At 70.5% G+C, this 22,954-nt stretch carries 20 protein-coding genes; 16 read left to right on the top strand and 4 right to left on the bottom strand.

The features are described 5' to 3' along the window. Positions 1–2 precede the first annotated feature (2 nt). The 9 genes from ftsW (at position 3) to FBY22_RS31530 (ending at position 8,630) form a co-directional block, all read left to right on the top strand. Positions 3–1,364, top strand: a complete 1,362-nt coding sequence (gene ftsW, locus FBY22_RS31570; RefSeq protein ID WP_142151386.1) for a putative lipid II flippase FtsW — start codon at positions 3–5, stop codon at positions 1,362–1,364. Between the two features lie 6 nt (positions 1,365–1,370). Further along, complete coding sequence (gene murG, locus FBY22_RS31565; RefSeq protein WP_142151385.1) at positions 1,371–2,468, top strand: undecaprenyldiphospho-muramoylpentapeptide beta-N-acetylglucosaminyltransferase; 1,098 nt, start codon at positions 1,371–1,373, stop codon at positions 2,466–2,468. A gap of 26 nt (positions 2,469–2,494) precedes the next feature. Continuing rightward, entirely contained in the window at positions 2,495–3,295 is an 801-nt protein-coding gene (locus tag FBY22_RS31560; protein WP_142151384.1) for a cell division protein FtsQ/DivIB, read from the top strand. A 278-nt stretch (positions 3,296–3,573) separates the two neighbouring features. Continuing rightward, positions 3,574–4,770 (top strand): cell division protein FtsZ, encoded by a 1,197-nt coding sequence (ftsZ, locus tag FBY22_RS31555; RefSeq protein ID WP_142151383.1) that lies wholly within the window; start codon positions 3,574–3,576, stop codon positions 4,768–4,770. A gap of 10 nt (positions 4,771–4,780) precedes the next feature. After that, complete coding sequence (gene pgeF, locus FBY22_RS31550) at positions 4,781–5,509, top strand: peptidoglycan editing factor PgeF (RefSeq protein WP_142151382.1); 729 nt, start codon at positions 4,781–4,783, stop codon at positions 5,507–5,509. Between the two features lie 5 nt (positions 5,510–5,514). Continuing rightward, positions 5,515–6,234, top strand: a complete 720-nt coding sequence (locus tag FBY22_RS31545; protein WP_142151381.1) for a YggS family pyridoxal phosphate-dependent enzyme — start codon at positions 5,515–5,517, stop codon at positions 6,232–6,234. 129 nt (positions 6,235–6,363) lie between these two features. Further along, complete coding sequence (locus FBY22_RS31540) at positions 6,364–7,005, top strand: cell division protein SepF (protein ID WP_058925846.1); 642 nt, start codon at positions 6,364–6,366, stop codon at positions 7,003–7,005. 72 nt (positions 7,006–7,077) lie between these two features. Further along, a complete protein-coding gene (locus FBY22_RS31535) occupies positions 7,078–7,362 on the top strand; it encodes a YggT family protein (RefSeq protein WP_142151380.1) in 285 nt (94 codons plus the stop codon). Positions 7,363–7,415: 53 nt separating this feature from the next. Beyond that, positions 7,416–8,630, top strand: coding sequence for a DivIVA domain-containing protein (locus FBY22_RS31530; RefSeq protein ID WP_142151379.1), 1,215 nt, complete (start codon positions 7,416–7,418; stop codon positions 8,628–8,630). Positions 8,631–8,799: 169 nt separating this feature from the next. Here the strand turns inward: FBY22_RS31530 and ileS are convergent, their stop codons facing one another. After that, positions 8,800–11,937 (bottom strand): isoleucine--tRNA ligase, encoded by a 3,138-nt coding sequence (gene ileS, locus FBY22_RS31525; RefSeq protein WP_142151378.1) that lies wholly within the window; start codon positions 11,935–11,937, stop codon positions 8,800–8,802. 603 nt (positions 11,938–12,540) lie between these two features. Here ileS and FBY22_RS31515 point away from each other — a divergent pair. From FBY22_RS31515 to FBY22_RS31490, 6 genes are all read left to right on the top strand, one after another. Next, entirely contained in the window at positions 12,541–13,893 is a 1,353-nt protein-coding gene (locus FBY22_RS31515) for a TraR/DksA family transcriptional regulator (RefSeq protein WP_174267307.1), read from the top strand. 61 nt (positions 13,894–13,954) lie between these two features. Continuing rightward, positions 13,955–14,530 (top strand): signal peptidase II, encoded by a 576-nt coding sequence (gene lspA / locus FBY22_RS31510; RefSeq protein ID WP_142151377.1) that lies wholly within the window; start codon positions 13,955–13,957, stop codon positions 14,528–14,530. Between the two features lie 58 nt (positions 14,531–14,588). Continuing rightward, positions 14,589–15,533: an RluA family pseudouridine synthase gene (locus FBY22_RS31505; RefSeq protein WP_142151376.1), complete on the top strand. Its 945-nt coding sequence runs from the start codon at positions 14,589–14,591 to the stop codon at positions 15,531–15,533. After that, positions 15,530–16,003, top strand: coding sequence for a GNAT family N-acetyltransferase (locus tag FBY22_RS31500; RefSeq protein WP_142151375.1), 474 nt, complete (start codon positions 15,530–15,532; stop codon positions 16,001–16,003). The genes FBY22_RS31505 and FBY22_RS31500 overlap by 4 nt, the downstream gene beginning before the upstream one ends. An 85-nt stretch (positions 16,004–16,088) precedes the next feature. Beyond that, complete coding sequence (locus FBY22_RS31495; RefSeq protein WP_142151374.1) at positions 16,089–17,675, top strand: Na+/H+ antiporter; 1,587 nt, start codon at positions 16,089–16,091, stop codon at positions 17,673–17,675. Positions 17,676–17,735: 60 nt separating this feature from the next. Then, positions 17,736–18,476, top strand: coding sequence for an SDR family NAD(P)-dependent oxidoreductase (locus tag FBY22_RS31490; RefSeq protein ID WP_142151373.1), 741 nt, complete (start codon positions 17,736–17,738; stop codon positions 18,474–18,476). A gap of 26 nt (positions 18,477–18,502) precedes the next feature. On the opposite strand, the gene FBY22_RS31485 is transcribed toward FBY22_RS31490, so the two are convergent. Then, positions 18,503–19,612, bottom strand: coding sequence for a mechanosensitive ion channel family protein (locus tag FBY22_RS31485; protein WP_142151372.1), 1,110 nt, complete (start codon positions 19,610–19,612; stop codon positions 18,503–18,505). A gap of 107 nt (positions 19,613–19,719) precedes the next feature. Here FBY22_RS31485 and FBY22_RS31480 point away from each other — a divergent pair, with 107 nt between their 5' ends. After that, positions 19,720–20,289, top strand: a complete 570-nt coding sequence (locus FBY22_RS31480; RefSeq protein WP_142151371.1) for a dienelactone hydrolase family protein — start codon at positions 19,720–19,722, stop codon at positions 20,287–20,289. Here FBY22_RS31480 and FBY22_RS31475 read toward each other — a convergent pair whose 3' ends face one another. Further along, positions 20,290–21,951, bottom strand: coding sequence for an alkaline phosphatase (locus tag FBY22_RS31475; protein WP_142151370.1), 1,662 nt, complete (start codon positions 21,949–21,951; stop codon positions 20,290–20,292). Positions 21,952–22,030: 79 nt separating this feature from the next. Beyond that, entirely contained in the window at positions 22,031–22,873 is an 843-nt protein-coding gene (locus tag FBY22_RS31470) for a thioredoxin domain-containing protein (protein WP_142151369.1), read from the bottom strand. Positions 22,874–22,954 lie beyond the last annotated feature (81 nt).

The following is a 22,954-nucleotide window of genomic DNA, read 5'->3' as shown; positions in this document are numbered from 1 at the left end:
TGATGCCCAGTAGCCGTACCGGACGGCCGCCCGTTCAGCGGGCCGTCGGACGTCCCGCCGGCCCCAGGCCGCCCCGCGACAACCCGGTGCTGCGCGCCTACCTGAACGCCAAGCGCGCCTGGGACCGGCCGCTGACCGCCTACTACCTGATCGCCGGCGGCAGTTTCCTGATCACCCTGCTCGGTCTGGTGATGGTCTACTCGGCCTCCCAGGTCACCGCGCTGCAGATGTCCCTGCCGGGCTCCTACTTCTTCCGCAAGCAGCTGCTCGCGGCCGTCATCGGCGCCGTCCTGCTGCTGGTCGCCTCCCGGATGCCGGTCAAGCTGCACCGCGCGCTGGCCTATCCGATCCTCGCGGGCGCCGTCTTCCTGATGGCGCTGGTGCAGGTGCCGGGGATAGGGATGTCGGTCAACGGCAACCAGAACTGGATCTCGCTCGGCGGCTCCTTCCAGATCCAGCCCAGCGAGTTCGGCAAGCTCGCCCTGGTCCTGTGGAGCGCCGACCTGCTGGCCCGCAAGCAGGACAAGAACCTGCTCAACCAGTGGAAGCACATGCTGGTGCCGCTCGTGCCGGTCGCCTTCCTGCTGCTCGGGCTGATCATGCTCGGCGGCGACATGGGCACGGCGATCATCCTCACGGCGATCCTGTTCGGCCTGTTGTGGCTGGCCGGGGCGCCCACCCGCCTCTTCGTCGGCGTGCTGTCGATCGCCGCCACTCTCGGTGTGATCCTGATCAAGACCAGCCCGAACCGCATGGCCCGCCTCGCCTGCATCGGCGCCACGGAGCCCAAGTCCGGCGTCGCCGACTGCTGGCAGGCCGTGCACGGGATCTACGCGCTCGCATCCGGCGGAATCTTCGGATCCGGGCTCGGTGCGAGTGTGGAAAAATGGGGGCAACTCCCCGAAGCGCACACGGACTTCATCTTCGCCGTCACCGGTGAGGAACTGGGCCTGGCGGGCACGCTGTCGGTACTCGCCCTCTTCGCGGCTCTAGGCTATGCGGGTATCCGCGTGGCCGGACGCACGGAGGACCCCTTCGTCAGGTATGCCGCGGGAGGTGTGACCACCTGGATCACCGCTCAGGCGGTGATCAACATCGGTGCAGTGCTCGGCCTGCTGCCGATCGCCGGAGTCCCCCTCCCGCTGTTCTCCTACGGGGGATCCGCCCTGCTGCCGACCATGTTCGCCATCGGGCTGCTGATCGCGTTCGCGCGTGACGAGCCCGCAGCGCGGGCGGCGCTTTCCATGCGGCAACCCCGCTTTGGTAGAAAGCGGGCGGGAGGCGCCGTGCGGGACCGGGGGCCTCGGAGATGGAACACGATGCGACGGCGTGCCTCGGCGGCGCGCTCGTCCGGAGAGCGGTGAATTTCGGTGCATGTCGTACTCGCCGGTGGGGGGACCGCCGGCCACATCGAGCCCGCGCTCGCCCTCGCGGACGCCCTGCGCAGGCAGGACCCGACCGTGGGGATCACGGCCCTGGGCACGGAGCGCGGCCTGGAGACCAAGCTCGTTCCGCAGCGGGGCTACGAGCTCGCGCTGATCCCCGCCGTACCCCTGCCGCGCAAGCCCACCCCCGAGCTGATCACCGTTCCGGGCCGGCTGCGCGGCACGATCAAGGCGACCGAGCAGATCCTGGAGCGCACCAAGGCGGACGCGGTGGTCGGCTTCGGCGGTTACGTCGCGCTGCCCGGCTATCTCGCCGCCAAGCGCCTCGGCGTGCCGATCGTCATCCACGAGGCCAACGCGCGCCCCGGCCTCGCCAACAAGATCGGGTCCCGGTACGCCGCCCAGGTGGCCGTCGCCACCCCGGACAGCAAGCTGCGGAACTCCCGCTACATCGGGATCCCGCTGCGGCACACCATCGCCACCCTGGACCGGGCCGCCGCCCGCCCCGAGGCCCGGCACATGTTCGGTCTCGACCCCAACCTGCCCACGCTGCTGGTCTCCGGCGGCTCGCAGGGCGCCCGCCGCCTCAACGAGGTGGTCCAGCAGGTCGCGCCGTGGTTGCAGCAGGCCGGCATCCAGATCCTGCACGCGGTCGGCCCGAAGAACGAACTGCCGCACGTGCAGCAGATGCCGGGGATGCCCCCCTACATCCCGGTAAGTTACCTGGACCGGATGGATCTCGCGTACGCGGCGGCCGACATGATGCTCTGCCGCGCGGGCGCGATGACCGTCGCCGAACTCTCCGCCGTCGGGCTCCCGGCCGCCTACGTCCCGCTGCCCATCGGCAACGGCGAACAGCGGCTGAACGCCCAGCCGGTGGTCAAGGCCGGCGGCGGACTGCTGGTCGACGACGCGGAACTGACGCCCGACTGGGTGCGGGCGAACGTCCTGCCCGTGCTCGCCGACCCGCACCGGCTGTACGAGATGTCCCGCGCCGCCGCCGAGTTCGGCCGCCGGGACGCCGACGAACTCCTCGTCGGCATGGTGTACGAGGCGATCGCCGCCCACCGTGCACAGCACTAGGACCGCATGAGCGAAGGGCAGGGAGCGTGGCCGGACCGACCACCGCCGAGCGTGGTGAACGTCAGCAGGAGTCGTCCGGCCCGCCTCTCGCCCGGCGGTTGAGGCGGCTGAAGCCGCCACGCGTTCGTACGATCATCATTCTCGCCGTGGTGCTGGTCCTCCTCGGCGCGGGCACCGTGTGGGTGCTGTACGGCTCCTCGTGGACCCGTGTGGAGCGGGTGTCCGTCTCCGGCACCAGGGTCCTGACGCCCACGCAGGTGCGGGCGGCCGCCGAGGTTCCCGTCGGGGCACCGCTGATTTCCGTCGACACCGACGAGATCGAGGCGAGGCTGCGCGCGAAACTGCCCCGAATCGACACCGTTGACGTGGTCCGTTCCTGGCCGCACGGAATCGACCTGAAAGTGGTTGAACGCACTCCGGTTCTGATTGTCCAAAAGGGCGGAAACTTCGTCGAAGTGGACGATGAAGGTGTCCGTTTCGCCACGGTTTCCCGGGCTCCGAAGGGCGTGCCGGCACTGGAATTGCGGCTCTCCCGGGGTTCCGCCGCGGCGAGCCTGCGGCGCTTCGGCGAGGCCCGTCTGGTGCGCGAGGCGGTGCGCGTCGCCGACGCCATTCCGGCGGCCGTCGCGGGCGAGACCGCGACCGTCAAAGTGCGTTCCTACGACGACATCCTGCTGCTGCTGAGCGGGGGCCGGACCGTGGCGTGGGGGAGTTCCGAGAGGGGCGCGCTGAAGGCCCGTACGCTCACCGCTCTCATGAAAGCGGCGCCCGATGCGCGGCACTTCGACGTCTCGGTTCCCACCGCTCCGGCGTCATCGGGGAGTTGACGCACATCCGCGCAGGCCAGCACCCTGGTTGGGCACTGCTATGCCTGATCACATAGGGTGAAAAGAAAAACGGGAGGTTCGGCGTGTTCGTTGAACGTGCGCCACTTGTCGACTTAGTGTCCTGTTCGGAAGACTCCAGCGAACAGTCACACTGGTAACCCTAAACTTCAACGTTAGGGTTCGGGTCGGCGCTACGGACCGTCCCAATCGGCATCAGTCGCCGGATCGCACTCACCCGCGAAACGGCGACACGTAACTCGAGGCGAGAGGCCTTCGACGTGGCAGCACCGCAGAACTACCTCGCAGTCATCAAAGTCATCGGTGTCGGCGGCGGTGGTGTCAATGCCATCAACCGGATGATCGAGGTCGGTCTCAAGGGCGTCGAGTTCATCGCCATCAACACCGACGCGCAGGCGCTGTTGATGAGCGACGCCGACGTCAAGCTCGACGTCGGCCGCGAACTCACCCGCGGACTCGGCGCCGGAGCCAACCCGGCCGTCGGCCGCAAGGCCGCCGAGGACCACCGCGAGGAGATCGAGGAGGTCCTCAAGGGGGCCGACATGGTCTTCGTGACGGCCGGTGAAGGCGGCGGCACCGGCACCGGCGGCGCGCCCGTCGTGGCCAACATCGCCCGCTCCCTGGGCGCCCTCACCATCGGCGTGGTCACCCGCCCCTTCACCTTCGAGGGCCGGCGCCGCGCCAACCAGGCAGAGGACGGCATCGCCGAACTCCGCGAAGAGGTCGACACCCTCATCGTCATCCCGAACGACCGGCTGCTGTCCATCTCGGACCGCCAGGTCTCGGTGCTCGACGCCTTCAAGTCGGCCGACCAGGTCCTGCTCTCCGGTGTCCAGGGCATCACCGACCTCATCACCACCCCCGGCCTCATCAACCTCGACTTCGCCGACGTCAAGTCGGTCATGTCCGAGGCCGGTTCGGCCCTCATGGGCATCGGCTCGGCCCGCGGCGACGACCGCGCGGTGGCCGCGGCCGAGATGGCGATCTCCTCGCCGCTGCTCGAGGCGTCCATCGACGGCGCCCGCGGTGTGCTGCTCTCCATCTCCGGCGGCTCCGACCTCGGCCTGTTCGAGATCAACGAGGCGGCCCAGCTGGTGAGCGAGGCCGCCCACCCCGAGGCCAACATCATCTTCGGCGCGGTCATCGACGACGCGCTCGGCGACGAGGTCCGGGTCACGGTGATCGCGGCCGGCTTCGACGGCGGTCAGCCGCCGGCCCGCCGAGAGACCGTCATGGGCTCGTCCTCGGCCTCGGCCCGCCGCGACGAGCCCACTCCGGTACGGCAGCCCGAGTCCCGCCCGTCCTTCGGCTCGCTCGGCAGCGTGACGCCGAAGGAGGACCCGGAGCCCGCTCCCGAGCCGGTCGCCGACCTCCCGGTCGCCCCTCCGGTCCCGCCGTCGCGGTCCTACACCGACAGCGCCGCCGAGGAGCTGGACGTACCGGACTTCCTCAAGTGATCCTTCTGACGTGATAAAGCAGCGCGACACCGTGAGCGGCGCGCACTTCGCCTTCACCGACCGGTGGGGCGGGGTGAGCGCCGTTCCGTACGAGGAGCTCAACCTCGGCGGAGCGGTCGGCGACGACCCCGACGCCGTACGCACCAATCGGGAGCTGGCCGCCAAGTCCCTCGGCCTCGACCCGGCGAACGTGGTCTGGATGAACCAGGTGCACGGAGCGGAGGTGGCCGTGGTCGACGGACCGTGGGGCGAGAGTCCCGTGCCCGAGGTCGACGCGATCGTCACCACGCGGCGCGGACTCGCCCTCGCCGTGCTCACCGCCGACTGCACGCCGGTCCTGCTCGCCGACCCGGTCGCCGGAGTCGTCGCCGCGGCGCACGCGGGCCGGCCCGGTATGGTCGCCGGCGTCGTGCCGGCCGCGCTACGCGCGATGACCGAGCTGGGCGCCGACCCCGCCCGGATCGTCGCCCGCACCGGACCGGCCGTCTGCGGCCGGTGCTACGAGGTGCCCGAGGAGATGCGCGCCGACGTGGCCGCGGTCGAACCGGCGGCGTACGCCGAGACGAGCTGGGGCACGCCCGCGGTCGACGTGACCGCCGGAGTGCACGCGCAGCTCGACCGGCTCGGGGTGCGCGACCGGTGGCAGTCCCCGGCGTGCACGCTGGAGTCGGCCGATCACTTCTCGTACCGACGCGACCGCACCACGGGGCGACTCGCGGGATATGTCTGGCTGGACTGAGGGACATGACGGACCGTAAGGACGAACTCGCCGCGAACCTGGCGAAGGTGGAGCGTCGTATCGCCGACGCGTGCGCGGCCGTCGGCCGGGGGCGGGACGAGGTGACCCTGATCGTGGTCACCAAGACCTACCCGGCGAGCGATGTGCGGATCCTGTCGGAGCTCGGCGTGCGGCACGTTGCCGAGAACCGGGACCAGGACGCCGCGCCCAAGGCTGCCGCTTGCTCGGACCTGCCGTTGACTTGGCACTTTGTTGGTCAGTTGCAGACCAACAAGGTTCGATCCGTGGTCGGTTATGCCGATATGGTGCAGTCCGTCGACCGTGCCCGGCTGGTCACCGCCCTCTCCAGGGAGGCGGAGCGGCAGGGGCGCGAGCTGGGCTGTCTGATCCAGGTCGCGCTCGACGCGGGGGAGAACGGGCGCGGGGAGCGCGGGGGTGTCGGACCGGACGGAATCGAAGAGCTGGGCGAACTCGTGGCAGGCGCGCCCGGACTGCGGCTGGCGGGTCTGATGACCGTCGCGCCGCTCACCGGACCCTACGCGGGACGCGAACAGGCGGCGTTCGAGCGGTTGATGGATTTGTCGACCGACCTGCGCCGGGCCCATCCGGCTGCGAACATGGTCTCGGCAGGAATGAGTGCGGACCTCGAACAGGCCGTGGCGGCCGGAGCGACACATGTACGCGTCGGCACTGCGGTACTCGGACTCCGCGCACGGCTCGGGTAACGTCGCCAGGAAGTCGGACCACAGCAGAAAATATGGTCAATGCCGCCGAAAGGCGGGCACAACGGCCTCGTGGATCGCGGGCACTTGGCAGTCGTCAGTCGATCCACCACAGAGCGGAGGACTCAGAGCATGGCCGGCGCGATGCGCAAGATGGCGGTCTACCTCGGCCTCGTGGAGGACGATGGGTACGACGGCAGGGGATTCGACCCCGATGACGACTTCGAGCCCGAACTCGACCCCGAGCCGGAGCGGGACCACCGACGGCACGAACCGTCGCACCAGTCTCACGCCGCACATCAGTCCCAAAGGGACGAAGAGGTGCGAATCGTGCAGCCCTCCGTGCCGCGCGAACCGGTCGCCCGTTCCGCTTCGCTACCCGCGGAATCCGGCCGTCCGGCGCGCATCGCGCCCGTGGCGTCCATCACACAAGAACGCGCAAGTCTGGAGAAGAACGCACCGGTGATCATGCCCAAGGTCGTGTCCGAACGAGAGCCTTACCGGATCACCACGCTTCACCCGCGGACCTACAACGAGGCCCGTACTATCGGGGAACACTTCCGTGAGGGCACCCCGGTGATCATGAATCTGACTGAGATGGATGACACAGACGCGAAGCGACTTGTCGACTTTGCGGCCGGTTTGGTGTTTGGTCTTCACGGCAGCATCGAGCGGGTGACGCAGAAGGTGTTCCTGTTGTCGCCTGCTAACGTCGATGTCACGGCGGAGGACAAGGCCCGCATCGCAGAGGGCGGGTTCTTCAACCAGAGCTGAGACGCACGACCGGAAACAGCAGTACAAGTAGGACCCAGCAGCACGGAAACAGGGGAGAGGGAAGCACCAGCAATGAGCGTGGTTTGGCAGGTCATTTACATCGCGCTGATGTGCTTCCTGATCGTGCTCATCTTCCGGTTGGTCATGGACTACGTCTTCCAGTTCGCCCGCTCATGGCAACCCGGCAAGGCGATGGTGGTCGTTCTGGAGGCCACCTACACTGTCACTGATCCACCGCTCAAGCTTCTGCGGCGGTTCATTCCGCCGCTGCGTCTCGGGGGCGTGGCGCTCGACCTGTCCTTCTTCGTACTGATGATCATCGTCTACATCCTGATCTCGATCGTGAGCCGGCTGTGAGCGATGTGACCTACCGTCTTGCCGAATGCCGACGACTACGTTGAGGTGAAGAGATGCCGTTGACCCCCGAGGACGTGCGGAACAAGCAGTTCACGACCGTCCGCCTCCGAGAAGGCTATGACGAGGACGAGGTCGATGCCTTCCTCGACGAGGTCGAAGCCGAACTGACCCGCCTGCTCCGCGAGAACGAGGACCTGCGCGCCAAACTGGCCGCGGCGACGCGTGCTGCTGCCCAGAACCAGCAGAACATGCGCAAGCCCCCGGAGGGTCCCGGCGGTCCGCAGGACCAGCAGGGCGGTATGCCGCAGCAGGGTGGAATGCCCCAGCAGGGTGGCATGCCTCAGCAGGGCGGTATGCCCCAGCAGGGCATGCGAGGGCCTGGCGCCCCGGTACCGGCCGGCATATCGGGCCCGCCGCAGCAGCAGATGGGTGGCCCCATGGGTGGCCCGCCCCAGCTGCCGAGCGGTGCGCCGCAGCTGCCCGCCGGTCCCGGTGGACAGGGCGGCCCGCAGGGTCCCGGCCCCATGGGCCAGGGTCCGATGGGTCAGGGCCCCATGGGCCAGGGCCAGATGGGCGGCCCCATGGGGCAGCCCCCCATGCAGCAGCAGATGGGTGGCCCGATGGGCGGCCCCATGGGCGGTCCGATGGGCGGCCCCGGTCAGGGCCCCGGTGGCGACAGCGCCGCCCGAGTCCTCTCGCTGGCCCAGCAGACCGCCGACCAGGCGATCGCCGAGGCCCGTTCCGAGGCCAACAAGATCGTCGGCGAGGCGCGTTCGCGTGCCGAGGGTCTCGAGCGTGACGCCCGTGCCAAGGCCGACGCGCTGGAGCGGGACGCGCAGGAGAAGCACCGCGTCGCGATGGGCTCCCTGGAGTCCGCCCGCGCCACGCTGGAGCGCAAGGTCGAGGATCTGCGCGGCTTCGAGCGCGAGTACCGCACGCGTCTGAAGTCCTACCTGGAGTCGCAGCTGCGCCAGCTGGAGACCCAGGCCGACGACTCCCTCGCCCCGCCCCGCACCCCGGCCGCGGCCTCCCTCCCGCCGTCCCCGGCGCCCTCCATGGCACCGGCCGGCGCGAGCGCCCCGTCCTACGGCGGCAACCAGCCCATGGGCGGTGCGCCGAGCCCCGCTGCCCCGTCCTACGGCGGCCAGCAGCAGATGTCCCCGGCGATGACCCAGCCGATGGCTCCGGTCCGCCCGCAGGGCCCGTCCCCGATGGGGCAGGCGCCGTCGCCGATGCGTGGCTTCCTGATCGACGAGGACGACAACTGACGGCCGCGGCACGGTGAGTAGTACGCCGTAGTCGTCGGCGGCGTTCAAAGGGGCGAGCCCCGGACTCAGGTCCGGGGCTCGCCCCTTTTACGCGGGTTGATCGCGCCGGCCCCGGGGCGCGAGCTGTGCGACCGCTCCCCGCGACCCGCGGGCCGCGAACGGTTGAGGACTACGCCTTCCGAAGGCGGAACGTCAGCGACAGTCCTTCGTCGGTGAACGCCTCGCCGTAGGAGTCGTCCGCCTCGCCCTGGGCGAAGTCCGTCGCGAGCACCTCGTCCGAGATCAGACCGGAGTGCTCGCTCAGCGCCGCGATGACCGCGGGGTCCGTGGACGTCCAGCGCAGCGCGATCCGGTCGGCCACGTCCAGCCCGCTGTTCTTCCGGGCCTCCTGGATCAGCCGGATCGCGTCACGGGCCAGACCGGCCTGCCGCAGCTCCTCCGTGATCTCCAGGTCCAGGGCCACCGTCGCGCCGGAGTCGGACGCCACCGACCAGCCCTCGCGCGGGGTCTCCGTGATGATCACCTCGTCCGGTGCGAGGGAGATGGTCTCCCCGTCGACCTCCACCGACGCCGTGCCCTCGCGCAGGGCCAGCGACAGCGCGGCCGCGTCGGCGCTCGCGACGGCCTTGGCGACGTCCTGCACCCGCTTGCCGAACCGCTTGCCCAGCGCCCGGAAGTTGGCCTTCGCGGTGGTGTCCACCAGGGAACCGCCGACCTCGGACAGCGAAGCCAGCGAGGAGACGTTCAGCTCCTCGGTGATCTGGGCGTGCAGCTCGGCGTCGAGGGACTCGAACCCGGCCGCCGCGACCAGCGCCCGCGACAGCGGCTGACGCGTCTTCACGCCCGACTCCGCGCGCGTGGCGCGGCCGAGCTCCACCAGCCGCCGTACCAGGAGCATCTGCTTCGACAGCTCGGGGTCGATCGCCGTCAGGTCCGCCTCGGGCCAGGAGGCCAGGTGCACCGACTCCGGCGCGCCCGGGGCCACCGGCACGATCAGGTCCTGCCAGACCCGCTCGGTGATGAACGGCGTCAGCGGGGCCATCAGCTTGGTGACCGTCTCCACGACCTCGTGCAGGGTGCGCAGCGCGGCCTTGTCGCCCTGCCAGAAGCGGCGGCGCGAGCGGCGGACGTACCAGTTGGACAGGTCGTCGACGAACGCCGACAGGAGCTTGCCGGCGCGCTGGGTGTCGTAGGCCTCCAGCGCCTGTGTCACCTGGTCCGTCAGGGCGTGCAGTTCGGACAGCAGCCAGCGGTCCAGGACGGGGCGGTCGGCCGGGGCCGGGTCCGCCTTGCTGGGCGCCCAGCCGGAGGTGCGGGCGTACAGGGCCTGGAAGGCGACCGTGTTCCAGTAGGTGAGGAGCGTCTTGCGGACGACCTCCTGGATCGTGCCGTGGCCCACGCGCCGCGCGGCCCACGGCGAGCCGCCCGCCGCCATGAACCAGCGCACGGCGTCCGCACCGTGCTGGTCCATCAGCGGGATCGGCTGCAGGATGTTGCCCAGGTGCTTGGACATCTTGCGGCCGTCCTCGGCCAGGATGTGCCCCAGGCAGACGACGTTCTCGTACGACGACTTGTCGAACACCAGCGTGCCCACGGCCATGAGGGTGTAGAACCACCCGCGGGTCTGGTCGATGGCCTCGGAGATGAACTGCGCCGGGTACCGGCTCTCGAACAGCTCCTTGTTCTTGTACGGGTAGCCCCACTGCGCGAACGGCATCGAGCCCGAGTCGTACCAGGCGTCGATGACCTCCGGCACGCGCGTGGCCGTCTTGCGGCACTTCGGGCAGGCGAAGGTGACGTCGTCGATGTACGGGCGGTGCGGGTCCAGATCGGACTGGTCGGTGCCGGTCAGCTCGGTGAGCTCGGCGCGGGAGCCGACGACGGTGAGGTGGTCGTCCTCGCAGCGCCAGATCGGCAGCGGGGTGCCCCAGTAGCGGTTGCGGGACAGCGCCCAGTCGATGTTGTTGTTCAGCCAGTCGCCGTACCGGCCGTGCTTGACGGTGTCCGGGAACCAGTTGGTGTTCTCGTTCTCCTGCAGCAGACGGTCCTTGATGGCCGTGGTGCGGATGTACCAGGACGGCTGCGCGTAGTAGAGGAGCGCGGTGTGGCAGCGCCAGCAGTGCGGGTAGCTGTGCTCGTACGGGATGTGCTTGAAGAGGAGGCCGCGCTGCTGGAGGTCCTCGGTGAGCTTTTCGTCCGCCTTCTTGAAGAAGACGCCGCCGACCAGCGGGACGTCCTTCTCGAAGGTGCCGTCGGGCAGGACCGGGTTCACCACGGGCAGGCCGTACGCGCGGCAGACCTTGAGGTCGTCCTCACCGAAGGCGGGGGACTGGTGGACCAGGCCCGTACCGTCCTCGGTCGTGACGTACTCCGCGTTGACCACGTAGTGCGCCGGCTCCGGGAACTCCACGAGCTCGAACGGACGTTGATACGTCCAGCGCTCCATCTCGGTACCCGTGAAGGACTGGCCGGTCGTCTCCCAGCCTTCGCCGAGCGCCTTGCCGACGAGCGGTTCGGCGACGACGAGCTTCTCATCGCCGTTCGTGGCGACGACGTAGGTGACGTCGGGGTGGGCGGCGACGGCCGTGTTGGACACCAGCGTCCATGGGGTCGTCGTCCAGACCAGGAGTGCCGCCTCGCCGGCGAGTGGACCGGAGGTGAGCGGGAAACGGACGTAGACGGACGGGTCGACGACCGTCTCGTAGCCCTGTGCCAGCTCGTGGTCCGACAGGCCGGTGCCGCAGCGCGGGCACCAGGGGGCGACGCGGTGGTCCTGGACCAGCAGACCCTTGTCGAAGATCGTCTTCAGCGACCACCAGACCGACTCGATGTACTCGGGGTCCATCGTGCGGTAGGCGTCGTCCAGATCGACCCAGTAGCCCATGCGGGTCGTCAGCTCGGTGAAGGCGTCGGTGTGGCGGGTCACCGACTCGCGGCACTTGGCGTTGAACTCGGCGATGCCGTACTTCTCGATGTCCGGCTTGCCGCTGAAGCCGAGCTCCTTCTCGACCGCGAGCTCCACCGGCAGGCCGTGGCAGTCCCAGCCGGCCTTGCGGGCGACGTGGTAGCCGCGCATGGTGCGGAAGCGGGGGAAGACGTCCTTGAAGACGCGGGCCTCGATGTGGTGGGCGCCGGGCATGCCGTTGGCGGTGGGCGGGCCCTCGTAGAAGACCCACTCGGGGCGGCCCTCGGACTGCTCCAGGGTCTTGGCGAAGATCTTCTGCTCGCGCCAGAAGTCGAGCACGGCGTGCTCGAGGGCGGGCAGGTCGACCTGGGCGGGCACCTGGCGGTACGTCGGCGTTGTCATCAGCGAGCTTCCTCCGGCGGACTTGCTGCCTTCCGTCCGGAGGGACGAGAGCCGAGTCTTCCCTGCGCCGGTTTCGGCGCGCTCCCGCGGTACCACCCTCCTTGGCCCGCCGGCGCGGGGTGTGCGCCGATGAGCCCCCTCATTGGGGTCGCGATGCCGGTTCTACCGGCCGCGGCTGCTCGGCTGCGGCTTTCTTCCGGCGGCTCCGGGGTGATCTTCACGTCGCGCTCGCCCCCGGGCTTCCACCGTCCCCGGGTCGCTCTGGGCTGCGTACGCCGCTACTCGTCCCCATCCACGCTTTTCGCTCCGCCCAGTGTACGGCGCCGCGCGGACAGCGGCCGACCGGTTTTCGGTGCTCCCGTGGCCGGGGTGCCGGAGGAGCGGAGGTGACCCGAATGGAGCGATACGCGTGTTCGGATTCCGGGAGGCACGGTCCGGCGGATTATGCCGCGAGGAGGTGGGCACAACGGATGCAGGCTCGCGGAGCGGCGTGCGCGAGCCGGGCGAATCGGGCGGTGTGCCCCGTTGCCGCGGGACTCAAGTCGATTTATCGTCCCAGCACGATTCGCGTGCAAGATCACAATATGTGAAGGGGCCGCGGCCATGGTGGCGAAGAAGACCGCCGTACAGCAGTCGGCGTCCGGCAGGTCCACACAGGCCTCGGGCGGTGCGGCCAAGGATGTGAGCGGGAAGAAGAGCGCACGGGGCGGGTCCGGCGGGCGCGCGGGCGGGGCGTCGAAGGCGGAGCAGAGCGCGGAGCCGGTGAAGCGGGTGCGGGGGGCGGCCGCTGCGGCGAAGGGCGCGGGGGATGCGGGTGCCGCGAAGGCCGCCCGGAAGGCCGCGGAGCCCGGGGTGGCCGCTTCGGCGAAGGGCGCGGCGTCCAGGGCGGCCCCGCTGAGGAAGGCCGTCGAGGCGGAGGGTTCCGGGCGGTCTGCGAGTACCGAGCGGACGTCCGCGGCGAGGACTCCGGGCAAGCGGGCCGCGGGGGCGGCGGCCGGAAAGGCGAGTGCGGGGAAGGCCGCCGCGGGGAAGGCTGCGGGCGCCGGGAAGGCGGCGGTCGGCGAGGCGGCTGCGGGGAAGGCTGTGGGGGCTGCGGAAGCGGCGGCCGGTAAGGCGGCGGTGGTCAAGAAGGCCGCCGTGAAGAAGACGGCGGCCAAGGAAGCAGCGGTGGAGAAGGCGGTGGCGAAGAAGACGGTGGCCAAGGAGGCGGCCGGGAAGAGCGCCGCCAAGAAGGCCGCCTCGGCCAAGGGTGCCGTCAAGAAGGCGCCGGGTGGGGAGGCCGTCGCCAAGGAGGCGGTTGCCGAAAAGGGCGTCGTCAAAGAGGCGTCGGGTGGGAAGCGTGCTGTCAAGAAGGCGGTGCGTGGGGGAGGGGGCGCCGGGAAGGCGGCGGCCTCTGTGAGTGCGGGCGAGAAGAACGACAGCACGGCCAAGAAGGCGGGCGCGGCGCAGGCCGCGGAGCAGACGGGAGCCACGACAGTGGTTGCGAAGAAGACTCCTGGCACGGCCACGGCGGCGAAGACCGCCGTACCCAAGGCACGCCTCGCCGCGGCGGTGGAGCCGGGCGAGCTGGCGGTGCGCCCCGGAGAGGACCCCTGGACGACGGAGGAGGTCGAGGAGGCGCGCGCCGAGCTGCAGTCCGAGCAGCAGCGGCTGGCCGACGAGATCGCGTCCTCCGAGGCCGCCCTGCAGGGCCTCATGCGGGACTCCGGGGACGGCGCGGGCGACGACCAGGCGGACACCGGCACCAAGAACATCACGCGCGAGCACGAGATGGCGCTCGCCGCCAACGCGCGCGAGATGCTCACCCAGACCGAGCACGCCCTGCAGCGGCTGGACGCGGGCACCTACGGTCTGTGCGAGAACTGCGGCGACCCGATCGGCAAGGCCCGTATGCAGGCCTTCCCGCGCGCCACCCTGTGCGTGGAGTGCAAGCAGAAGCAGGAACGCCGGTACTGAGGGCGTACGCACGCGTGCCGTACCCTCGTCCTCAGTCAGGTACCTAGGTTGAGGGACTCACGTGGCAGAGGCGGAGCGCATCATCGGTACGCCGGATACCCCAGAGGCGGCGGGGTCCGAATCGCGGCAGGACACGGTCGCGCGCCCCGAGGGCAAGCGCCGGATCGCCGTGCTGTTCGCGGTCGCCGCCTTCGCGTACCTCCTCGACCTCGGCAGCAAGCTGCTCGTGGTCGCCAAGCTGGAGCACCACGCCCCGATCGAGGTCGTGGGGGACTGGCTGAAGCTGGAGGCGATCCGCAACGCGGGCGCGGCCTTCGGGTTCGGGGAGGCGTTCACCATCATCTTCACGGTGATCGCGGCGGCGGTGATCGTGGTGATCGTCCGGCTCGCCCGCAAGCTCTACAGCCTGCCCTGGGCGATCGCGCTTGGCCTGCTGCTCGGCGGTGCGCTCGGCAACCTCACCGACCGGATCTTCCGCTCACCGGGCGTCTTCGAGGGCGCGGTCGTCGACTTCATCGCGCCCAAGGGCTTCGCCGTCTTCAACCTGGCCGACTCGGCGATCGTCTGCGGCGGTGTGCTGATCGTGCTGTTGTCCTTCCGGGGGCTCGACCCGGACGGCACCGTCCACAGGGACTGAGCCCCGGTTTTCCACAGGCCCGGTCGGGGCGCCCGGCGGTGTCCGGCATACTCGACGGGTGAGCACGATTCCCGAGATCCGTACCCTGCCCGTGCCCGACGGCCTGGAGGGCGAGCGCGTCGACGCCGCCATCTCCCGCATGTTCGGCTTCTCCCGGACCAAGGCGGCCGAGCTCGCCGCGGCGGGAAAGGTCATGGTCGACGGATCGGTGGTCGGGAAGTCGGAGCGTGTCCACGGCGGCGCCTGGCTCGAGGTCGAGATGCCGCAGGCACCCGCGCCCGTACAGGTCGTCGCGGAGCCCGTCGAGGGCATGGAGATCGTGCACGACGACGATGACGTGGTGGTGATCGTCAAGCCGGTGGGCGTGGCCGCGCACCCGTCGCCGGGCTGGACCGGACCGACGGTCATCGGGGGCCTGGCCGCCGCCGGCTACCGCATCTCCACCTCGGGCGCCGCCGAGCGCCAGGGCATCGTGCACCGCCTCGACGTCGGCACCTCCGGCCTGATGGTCGTCGCCAAGTCCGAGTACGCGTACACCTCGCTCAAGCGCCAGTTCAAGGAGCGCACGGTCGACAAGCGTTACCACACGCTCGTGCAGGGCCACCCGGACCCGACCAGCGGCACCATCGACGCGCCCATCGGCCGCCACCCCAACCACGACTACAAGTGGGCGGTCACGGCCGACGGCAAGCCCTCCGTGACGCACTACGACCTCATCGAGGCCTTCCGCTCCGCCTCCCTGCTCGACGTGAAGCTGGAGACCGGCCGCACCCACCAGATCCGCGTCCACATGTCCGCCCACCGCCACCCCTGCGTCGGCGACCTCACCTACGGCGCCGACCCGACGCTGGCGAAGCGGCTGCACCTGACCCGGCAGTGGCTGCACGCAGTCCGGCTCGGCTTCGAGCACCCGGGCGACGGACAGTGGGTGGAGTTCGCCTGCGACTACCCGGCCGACCTGCAGAAGGCGCTGGACCTGGTCCGCGAGGAGACCTACGGATGAGCGGCACCCCCGCGTACCGGGTGCACGTTGCCGAGGACCCGGCCGACCTGGAGGCCTGCTTCGCCGTACGCAAGGAGGTCTTCGTCGGCGAGCAGGGCGTGCCCGAGGACATCGAGTACGACGAGTACGACGCCGTGGCCACGCACGTGCTGGCCGTGCGGGAGGACGGCTTCACGCTCGGCACCGGGCGGCTGCTGCACGGGGAGGCGGCCGCGGCCAAGGTCGGCGGCGACCTGTCCGTGGGATCGCTCGGGCGGCTCGCGGTCGCCAGGGAGGCGCGCGGGACGGGGGTCGGTGTCGCGCTGGTCCGGGCCATCGAGGACGCGGCACGCGCGCGCGGGCTGACGGCCGTGGACCTGCACGCGCAGACGCACGCCCTGGGGTTCTACGAACGGCTGGGGTACGAGGCGTACGGACCGGAGTACCAGGAGGCGGGCATCCCGCACCGGGCGATGCGCCGCGCTCTGTAGCAGGGAGCCGAAAGCCCAGGTCGCGTCGGTGTCGTGGCAGGCTGGAGGTCTGCCCGTCGGACGTCGATCTTCCGGAGTGCTGACCGTGGATCAGTTGGCCCTGTTGTTCGTGCTGTTGCTCGGGGCCGTGCTGAGCGTGCCGGTGGGGGACCGGTTCGGGCTGCCCGCGCCGGTCCTGATGACCCTGCTCGGGATGGTCCTGGCCGTCGCCGACTTCGTCCCCGACGTCAATGTCCCGCCGGATCTCATCCTGCCCCTGCTGCTGCCTCCGCTGCTGTACGCGGCGGTACGGCGGACCTCGTGGCGGCAGTTCGCGGCGAACATCCGGCCGATCTTCCTGCTGGCGGTGGCGCTGGTCTTCGTCACCACCGTGTGTGTGGCCGCGGTCGCGCACGCCGTCGTGCCGGGGCTGCCCGTCGCCGCCGCCGTCGCCCTCGGTGCCCTGGTCGCGCCGCCCGACCCGGTCGCCGCCACGGCGGTCGCGGGCCAGCTCGGGCTGCCGCGCCGGCTGGTGTCCATCCTGGAGGGTGAGGGCCTGTTCAACGACGTGACGGCGATCGTGCTCTACCACGTGGCGGTGACCGCCGCTGTCAGCGGGGAGTTCCACGCGGGGCGGGCCGCGCTCGACCTCGTCCTGTCCGCCGTGGTCGCGGTCGCGGTGGGCGTCGCCCTGGGCTGGGGCGCCAACAGGCTCCTGGACCTGCTGGGCGACGCGACCCTGCAGGTCGGCCTGACGCTGCTCGTGCCGTACGCCTCGTACGTCCTGGCCGAGGAGATGCACGGGTCCGGTGTGCTCGCCGTGCTCACCACCGCGCTGTTCCTCGCCGAGTACGCCACCGACCCCGACGACGTGATGACCCGGCTCGCCGGGCACACCTTCTGGGACATCGTCGACACCCTGGTCACGGGCGTCGCCTTCGGGCTGATCGGCCTGGAGCTGCACAACGCCATCCGCACCGCGTCCGGGCGGTGGGGCGAGCTGCTGGCCTGGTCGGCGGCGATCCTCGGCGTGGTCGTTCTCGTACGCCTGGTGTACCTGCTGCCGGCGACGTGGCTCACCCAGCGGCTGCACGCCAAGCGGGACCACGACGAGGACATTCCGACGGGCTGGCGGGAGACCGTCGTCATGTGGTGGTCCGGCATGCGGGGCGTGGCCTCCGTCGCCCTGGCCCTGGCGATCCCGTTGAAAACGGACGACGGTTCGGCCTTCCCCGACCGGGACGAGATCGTGTTCATCGCCTTCGGCGTGATCATGGGGACGCTGGTGCTGCAGGGGCTGACCCTGCCGTGGCTGGTGAAGAGGCTCGGCGTGCAGTCCGACACCGAGCGCGAGAAGAAGTTCGAGCGGGAGCTTGCCGTGCGGGCGGCCAAGGCGGCCAAGCGCAGGCTGCGCGAGATCGAGGAGGTCGAGGAGCTGCCGGAGGAACTGTCCGAGCAGATGCTGCGGCGGGCCTTCGAGATCGGGGTGCGCATCAGCCCGGACATGGGCGAGGAGGAGCGGCGCGAGGCGCACGAGATGCGGGTGCGCAGGCTCAAGCGGATGCGGCGGATCCAGGGCGAGCTGCTGAGCGCCGCGCGGCACGAGGTGCTGGCGGCGCGGAACGAGCCGGGCGCCGATCCGGAGGTCGTGGACCGGGTGCTGCGCCATCTCGACGTACGCAGCCTGCGGTGACCGCAAGGCGGTTGAGGGTCGGGGGCGTTCTGGGCTTGGGCCCTGTCGTAGGGTCGGATCATGGCTCGTAACGTGGTGATCAGCGGTGGTGGTACGGGGATCGGGCTCGCGGCGGCCCGGCTGTTCGCGGCGGACGGGGACCGGGTGCTGCTGCTCGGGCGGCGCGACGAGGTGCTGAAGCGGGCCGACGTGCCCGGCGCCTCGACGTACGCCGCCGACCTCGGTGACCCGGCCGCCGTGCGCGGTGTCGCGGACTTCGTGGCACGGGAGTTCGGGACGGTGGACGTCCTGGTCAACGGCGCCGGAGGCAGTGGGCGGCTGGAGCCGCCGGCCGAGAGCGGCGATCCGCTCGACCGGGTCGCCCACGACTGGACCGTCAACTTCCGCATCAACACCCTGACCGCCGCGCTCCTGACCGAGGCACTCAAGGACCGGCTCGCCTCTCCCGGCGGGCGGGTGCTGTTCGTCAGCTCCATCGCCGCCTACCGGGGTTCGGGCAGCGGGGCGTACGGCGGAGCCAAGGCGGCGTTGCATCCGTACGCCCATGATCTGGCGCGGGAGTTGGGGCCGCGCGGGATCACCGCGAACGTGGTCGCGCCGGGGTACATCGAGGACACCGAGTTCTTCGGGCCGCGGATCGACCCGGCCCGGCGCGAGCGGCTCGTCGCCGAGACCTCGAACAAGCGCGCCGGCACCCCCGGTGACGTGGCCGCGACCCTGCACTGGCTGGCGTCACCGGGCGCCGGGCATGTCACCTCGCAGGTCGTCCAGGTCAACGGGGGCGCCGAGCGCGGTCACTGAACGGCGCCCCCATGCGCCGCGCTGCCTCAGCCGCGCCCTGTGCGCGGTGTCTCGTAGGCGCGGTGGCGGTGGCCGGCGCGGTCCTGGTGCGGCAGCAGACCCGGGGGCAGCACCGCCTCCGCGGTGTTGACGCGGGGCAGGGCGTGCGGGTGGTGTTCGTTCAGCCAGCGGATCATCTGCTCGCGGACCGTGACCCGCACCGTCCAGATGTCGTCCGCGTCCTTGGCCGTCACCAGGGCGCGGACCTGGATGGTGTTCGGCGTCGAGTCGGTGACCGCGAGACCGTAGTCGCGGCCGTCCCAGGCCGGGCACTGCCGCAGGATGTCGCGCAGCCTGTCGCGCATCTCCTCGACCGGCGCCGAGTGGTCCAGGTGCCAGTAGACGATGCCGGTCATCTGCGGGGTGCCGCGCGACCAGTTCTCGAACGGCTTCGACGTGAAGTACGACACCGGCATGGTGATCCGCCGCTCGTCCCAGGTCCGCACGGTCAGGAAGGTCAGCGTGATCTCCTCGACGGTGCCCCACTCGCCGTCCACCACGACCGTGTCGCCCAGGCGCACCATGTCGCCGAAGGCGATCTGCAGCCCGGCGAACATGTTGCTCAGCGTCGACTGGGCGGCGACACCGGCGACGATGCCGAGGATGCCGGCCGAGGCCAGCAGGGAGGCGCCGGCCGCGCGCATCGCGGGGAAGGTCAGCAGCATCGCGGCCACGGCCACCACGCCGACGACCGCCGTCACCACCCGCATGATCAGGGACACCTGGGTGCGCACCCGGCGGACCCGGGCTGCGTCGTGGTGGGCGCGGGCGTAACGGGTGTACGAGGTCTCGACGATGGCCGCCGCGATCCGGATCACCAGCCAGGCCGCGGCCCCGATCAGCACCAGGGTCAGGAACTGGCCGACGGCCACGCGGTGTTCCCTCGTCAGCCGGGCCTGGTCGTAGGAGCCTCTGAGCAGGGCGGCGCACAGTACGAGCTGGTAGGGGAACCGGCCGCGCCGCAGCAGTCCCCACAGTTGTGTCTCGCTGTCGCGTTCGTCGGCCTTGCGCAGCAGCAGGTCGGTGGCCCAGCCGATGAGCAGCGTGAGCACGACCGACCCGCCGATCACGATCAGAGGGCGGAGTACGTTCTCCATGCCTGCGAACCTAACCGGCGTGGCGGGGTCATGAACATGTGACTTCGGGCGGGAAACGGGTACGGCCGCCGGACGGCGCCGTCGGTCCCGGCTGGCACCATGGCCTCATGAACATCATGCTCTTTCACTCGACCTACGGCCTGCGGCCCGCGGTGCGCGAGGCCGCGGACCGGCTGCGCGGCGCCGGACACGAGGTGTGGACCCCGGACCTCTTCGACGGACGCACGTTCGAGACGGTCGAGGAGGGCATGGCGTTCAAGGACGAGATCGGCAAGGACGAACTGCTCAAGCGTGCCGTGCTGGCCGCCGCGCCCTACTCGGAGCGGGGCCTGGTGTACGCCGGCTTCTCGCTCGGCGCCTCCATCGCGCAGACCCTCGCGCTCGGCGACGACAAGGCCCGCGGGCTGCTGCTCCTGCACGGCACGTCGGACATCGCGCCGAACGCCTCGGTGGACGAGCTGCCGGTCCAGCTGCACGTGGCCGAGCCGGATCCGTTCGAGACGGACGACTGGCTGAGCGCCTGGTACCTGCAGATGGGCAGAGCGGGCGCGGACGTGGAGATCTACCGGTACGCGGGCGCCGGCCACCTCTACACCGACCCCGCACTGCCCGACTGGGACGAGGAGGCCGCCGAGGCCACCTGGCGGGTGGCGCTCGGCTTCCTCGAAACGCTCTGATCAGACCGGGTCGTACGTCCGCTCGACCTTCTGCGTGCCGCTGCGGGTGCGGTACGAACGCACCCAGGTCGAGGTCGCGTTCCGGTCCGTGCGGTCGGACAGGACGTAGTAGTCCATCTGCGCGCGGTCGGCGGTGATGTCCAGGACGCCGTAGCCGTGGCGGTCGGTGTCGACCCAGTGGACGTGCCGGTTGGCGGCCCTGATGACCGGCGCGGCGATCGCGGAGACGGTGCCCTCGGGGACCTTCACGATGTCGTCGAGGTTGTCGGAGGTCACCGAGGTGACGACGAACTCCGTGGCGGCCGAGGCCGACAGCGGGTAGGTGCCGGCGTCCACCGGCACGTCGTTGGCCCACGCCATGTGGATGTCGCCGGTGAGGAACACGGTGTTGCGGATGGCGTTGGACCGCAGATGGGCGAGGAGTTCGCGCCGGTCGTCGGTGTAGCCGTCCCACTGGTCGGTGTTGACGGCGAGCCCCTCCTGGGGCAGGCCGAGCAACTTGGCCAGCGGCTTGAGCAGGTCCGCGGAGAGCGAGCCGACGACGAACGGCGCGATCATCACCGAGTTGCCGACCAGCCGCCAGGTGGTGTCGGAGGCCTTCAACCCGGCCTTCAGCCAGTCGAGTTGGGCGCGGCCGGTGAGGGTGCGGTCCGGGTCGTCCACCGTGCCGGAGCCGGAGGCCGCCTGCTGGGAGCGGAAGGAGCGCAGGTCGAGCAGCGACAGGTCGGCCAGCTTGCCGAAGCGCAGCCGGCGGTAGGTCGTGCCCGCGATCGCCGGGCGCACCGGCATCCACTCGAAGTAGGCCTGCTTGGCGGCCGCCTTGCGGTCGGTCCAGGCGCCCTCGGCGCCCTCGGTGTGGTTGACCGCGCCGCCCGACCAGGCGTTGTCGGCGAACTCGTGGTCGTCCCAGATCGCGACGACCGGCGCCTTGAGGTGCAGGGCCTGCAGGTCCGGGTCGGTCTTGTACTTGCCGTGCCGGGTGCGGTAGTCGGCGAGCGTGAGGATCTCGTTGGCCGGCGCGTGCGGACGGACCACCGTGCCACGGGCCGCGTACTCGCCGGACTTGTACTCGTAGATGTAGTCACCGAGGTGCAGCCAGGCGTCGAGGTCGCCCCGGTCCGCGAGATGGCGGTACGAGGCGAAGTAGCCGCCCTCCCAGTTGGCGCAGGAGACCACGCCGAAGCGCAGGGAGGTCACGGCCGCGTCCGCCGCCGGCGCGGTGCGGGTGCGCGCCACCGGGGAGTCCGTGCCGCCGGCCGAGAAGCGGAAGTAGTAGTCGGTGGCCGGCTGCAGGCCCCGTATGTCCGCCTTGACGGTGTGGTCGGAGGCGGCGGTGGCCGTGGTGGAGCCCTTGGTGACGATGTTCGTCAGCGCCCGGTCCGTGGCGACGACCCAGCCGACCTCGGTGTCCGGGCCGAGGCCGGAGCCGGGCGTCGCCTCCGAGGTGGGCGTGACGCGGGTCCACAGCAGGATGCCGTCGGGCAGCGGGTCGCCGGAGGCGACGCCGTGCAGGAACTGCGGGGTCTCCGCGGCGGCCCGGGCGGGCAGGGCGGCCGCGAGCGGGCCGGCCAGGACAGCGGTCGCCGCCGCGGCCTTGACGACCGTACGACGGCGCGGGGAAAGCGGGTTGGAGCTCTCGTCGGTTCTGTATCGACTGGTCACGAGCGATCAGGTTACTGATCGGTAGACGCCCGAGCGGGCGAACTCGCGAAAGTTCGCCCGCTCTTCTCCCGGAGGTCGGTCAGGCCTTGAGAGCCGCGCCGACCACCTGGTTGAACTGCGCAACCGTCATGGGCGGGTTGCCCTGGCTGTCGGCCGTGAGGATCTTGCCGTTCATGACGAAGCTCGGGGTGCCGGTCACGCCGTCCTTGTTGGTGTCCCAGGTCTTCGACATGGCGAGCGCCCAGGCGTCGTACTTGCCGCTCTTGACGTCGTTCTGGAACGTCTTGTTGTCTTTCAGGGCCGGGACGGTCTGGGCGACCTTGATGAGGTAGTCGTCGCTCTTGAACTTGTCGGTGGACTCGTCCGGGTGCCACTTCTTCGAGTACAGCGCCGTCTTGTACTCGAGGAAGGCCTCGTCGCTGACGTTCAGCGCGGCGCCCATGGCGCTCATCGCGTTCTTGGAGCCCTCGCCGCGCGAGCCGATCTTGCCCTTGCCCAGGGAGTCGCCGTCGAGGAAGGTGCCGCCGATGTACTGGATCTTGAACTTGCCGTCGTCGAGGTCCTTCTTGACCGTGGAACCGACGGTCTGCTCGAAGGTGGCGCAGATCGGGCAGCGCGGGTCCTCGTAGACCTTGAGGGTCTTCTTGGCGTTCGCCTTGCCGATGACGACGGTCGTGCCGTTGGTGCCGGTGGTGTTGGCCGGCGCGACGACCTTGTCGCTCTTGACGGCCTCCCAGTGGCCGGGCTTGTTGGCCTGGACGACGGCGTAGCCTATGCCGCCGGCCGCCGCGAGGACGGCGACGACCGAGGCGGCGACGATGATCTGGCGCTTGGCCTTGGCCCGCTTGGCCTGGCGCTCGCGCTCCTGACGCAGCCGCTCCCGGGCCGCCGTCTTCGCCGCCGCGCTGTTCCGCTTGCTCATATCGGTGATCTCCATGGGGGACGCGCACATGCCGTACGCGTGATACGTGGGTGAGAGGTGACGTGCTCAGTGCTCTTCGGA

Origin of the sequence: Streptomyces sp. SLBN-31 (assembly GCF_006715395.1) — a bacterium.
In the GTDB taxonomy this organism is placed as follows: Bacteria; Actinomycetota; Actinomycetes; order Streptomycetales; family Streptomycetaceae; genus Streptomyces.
The sequence above is the reverse complement of the archived record's forward strand: the minus strand, read 5'-3'. Positions and strand labels throughout refer to the sequence as shown.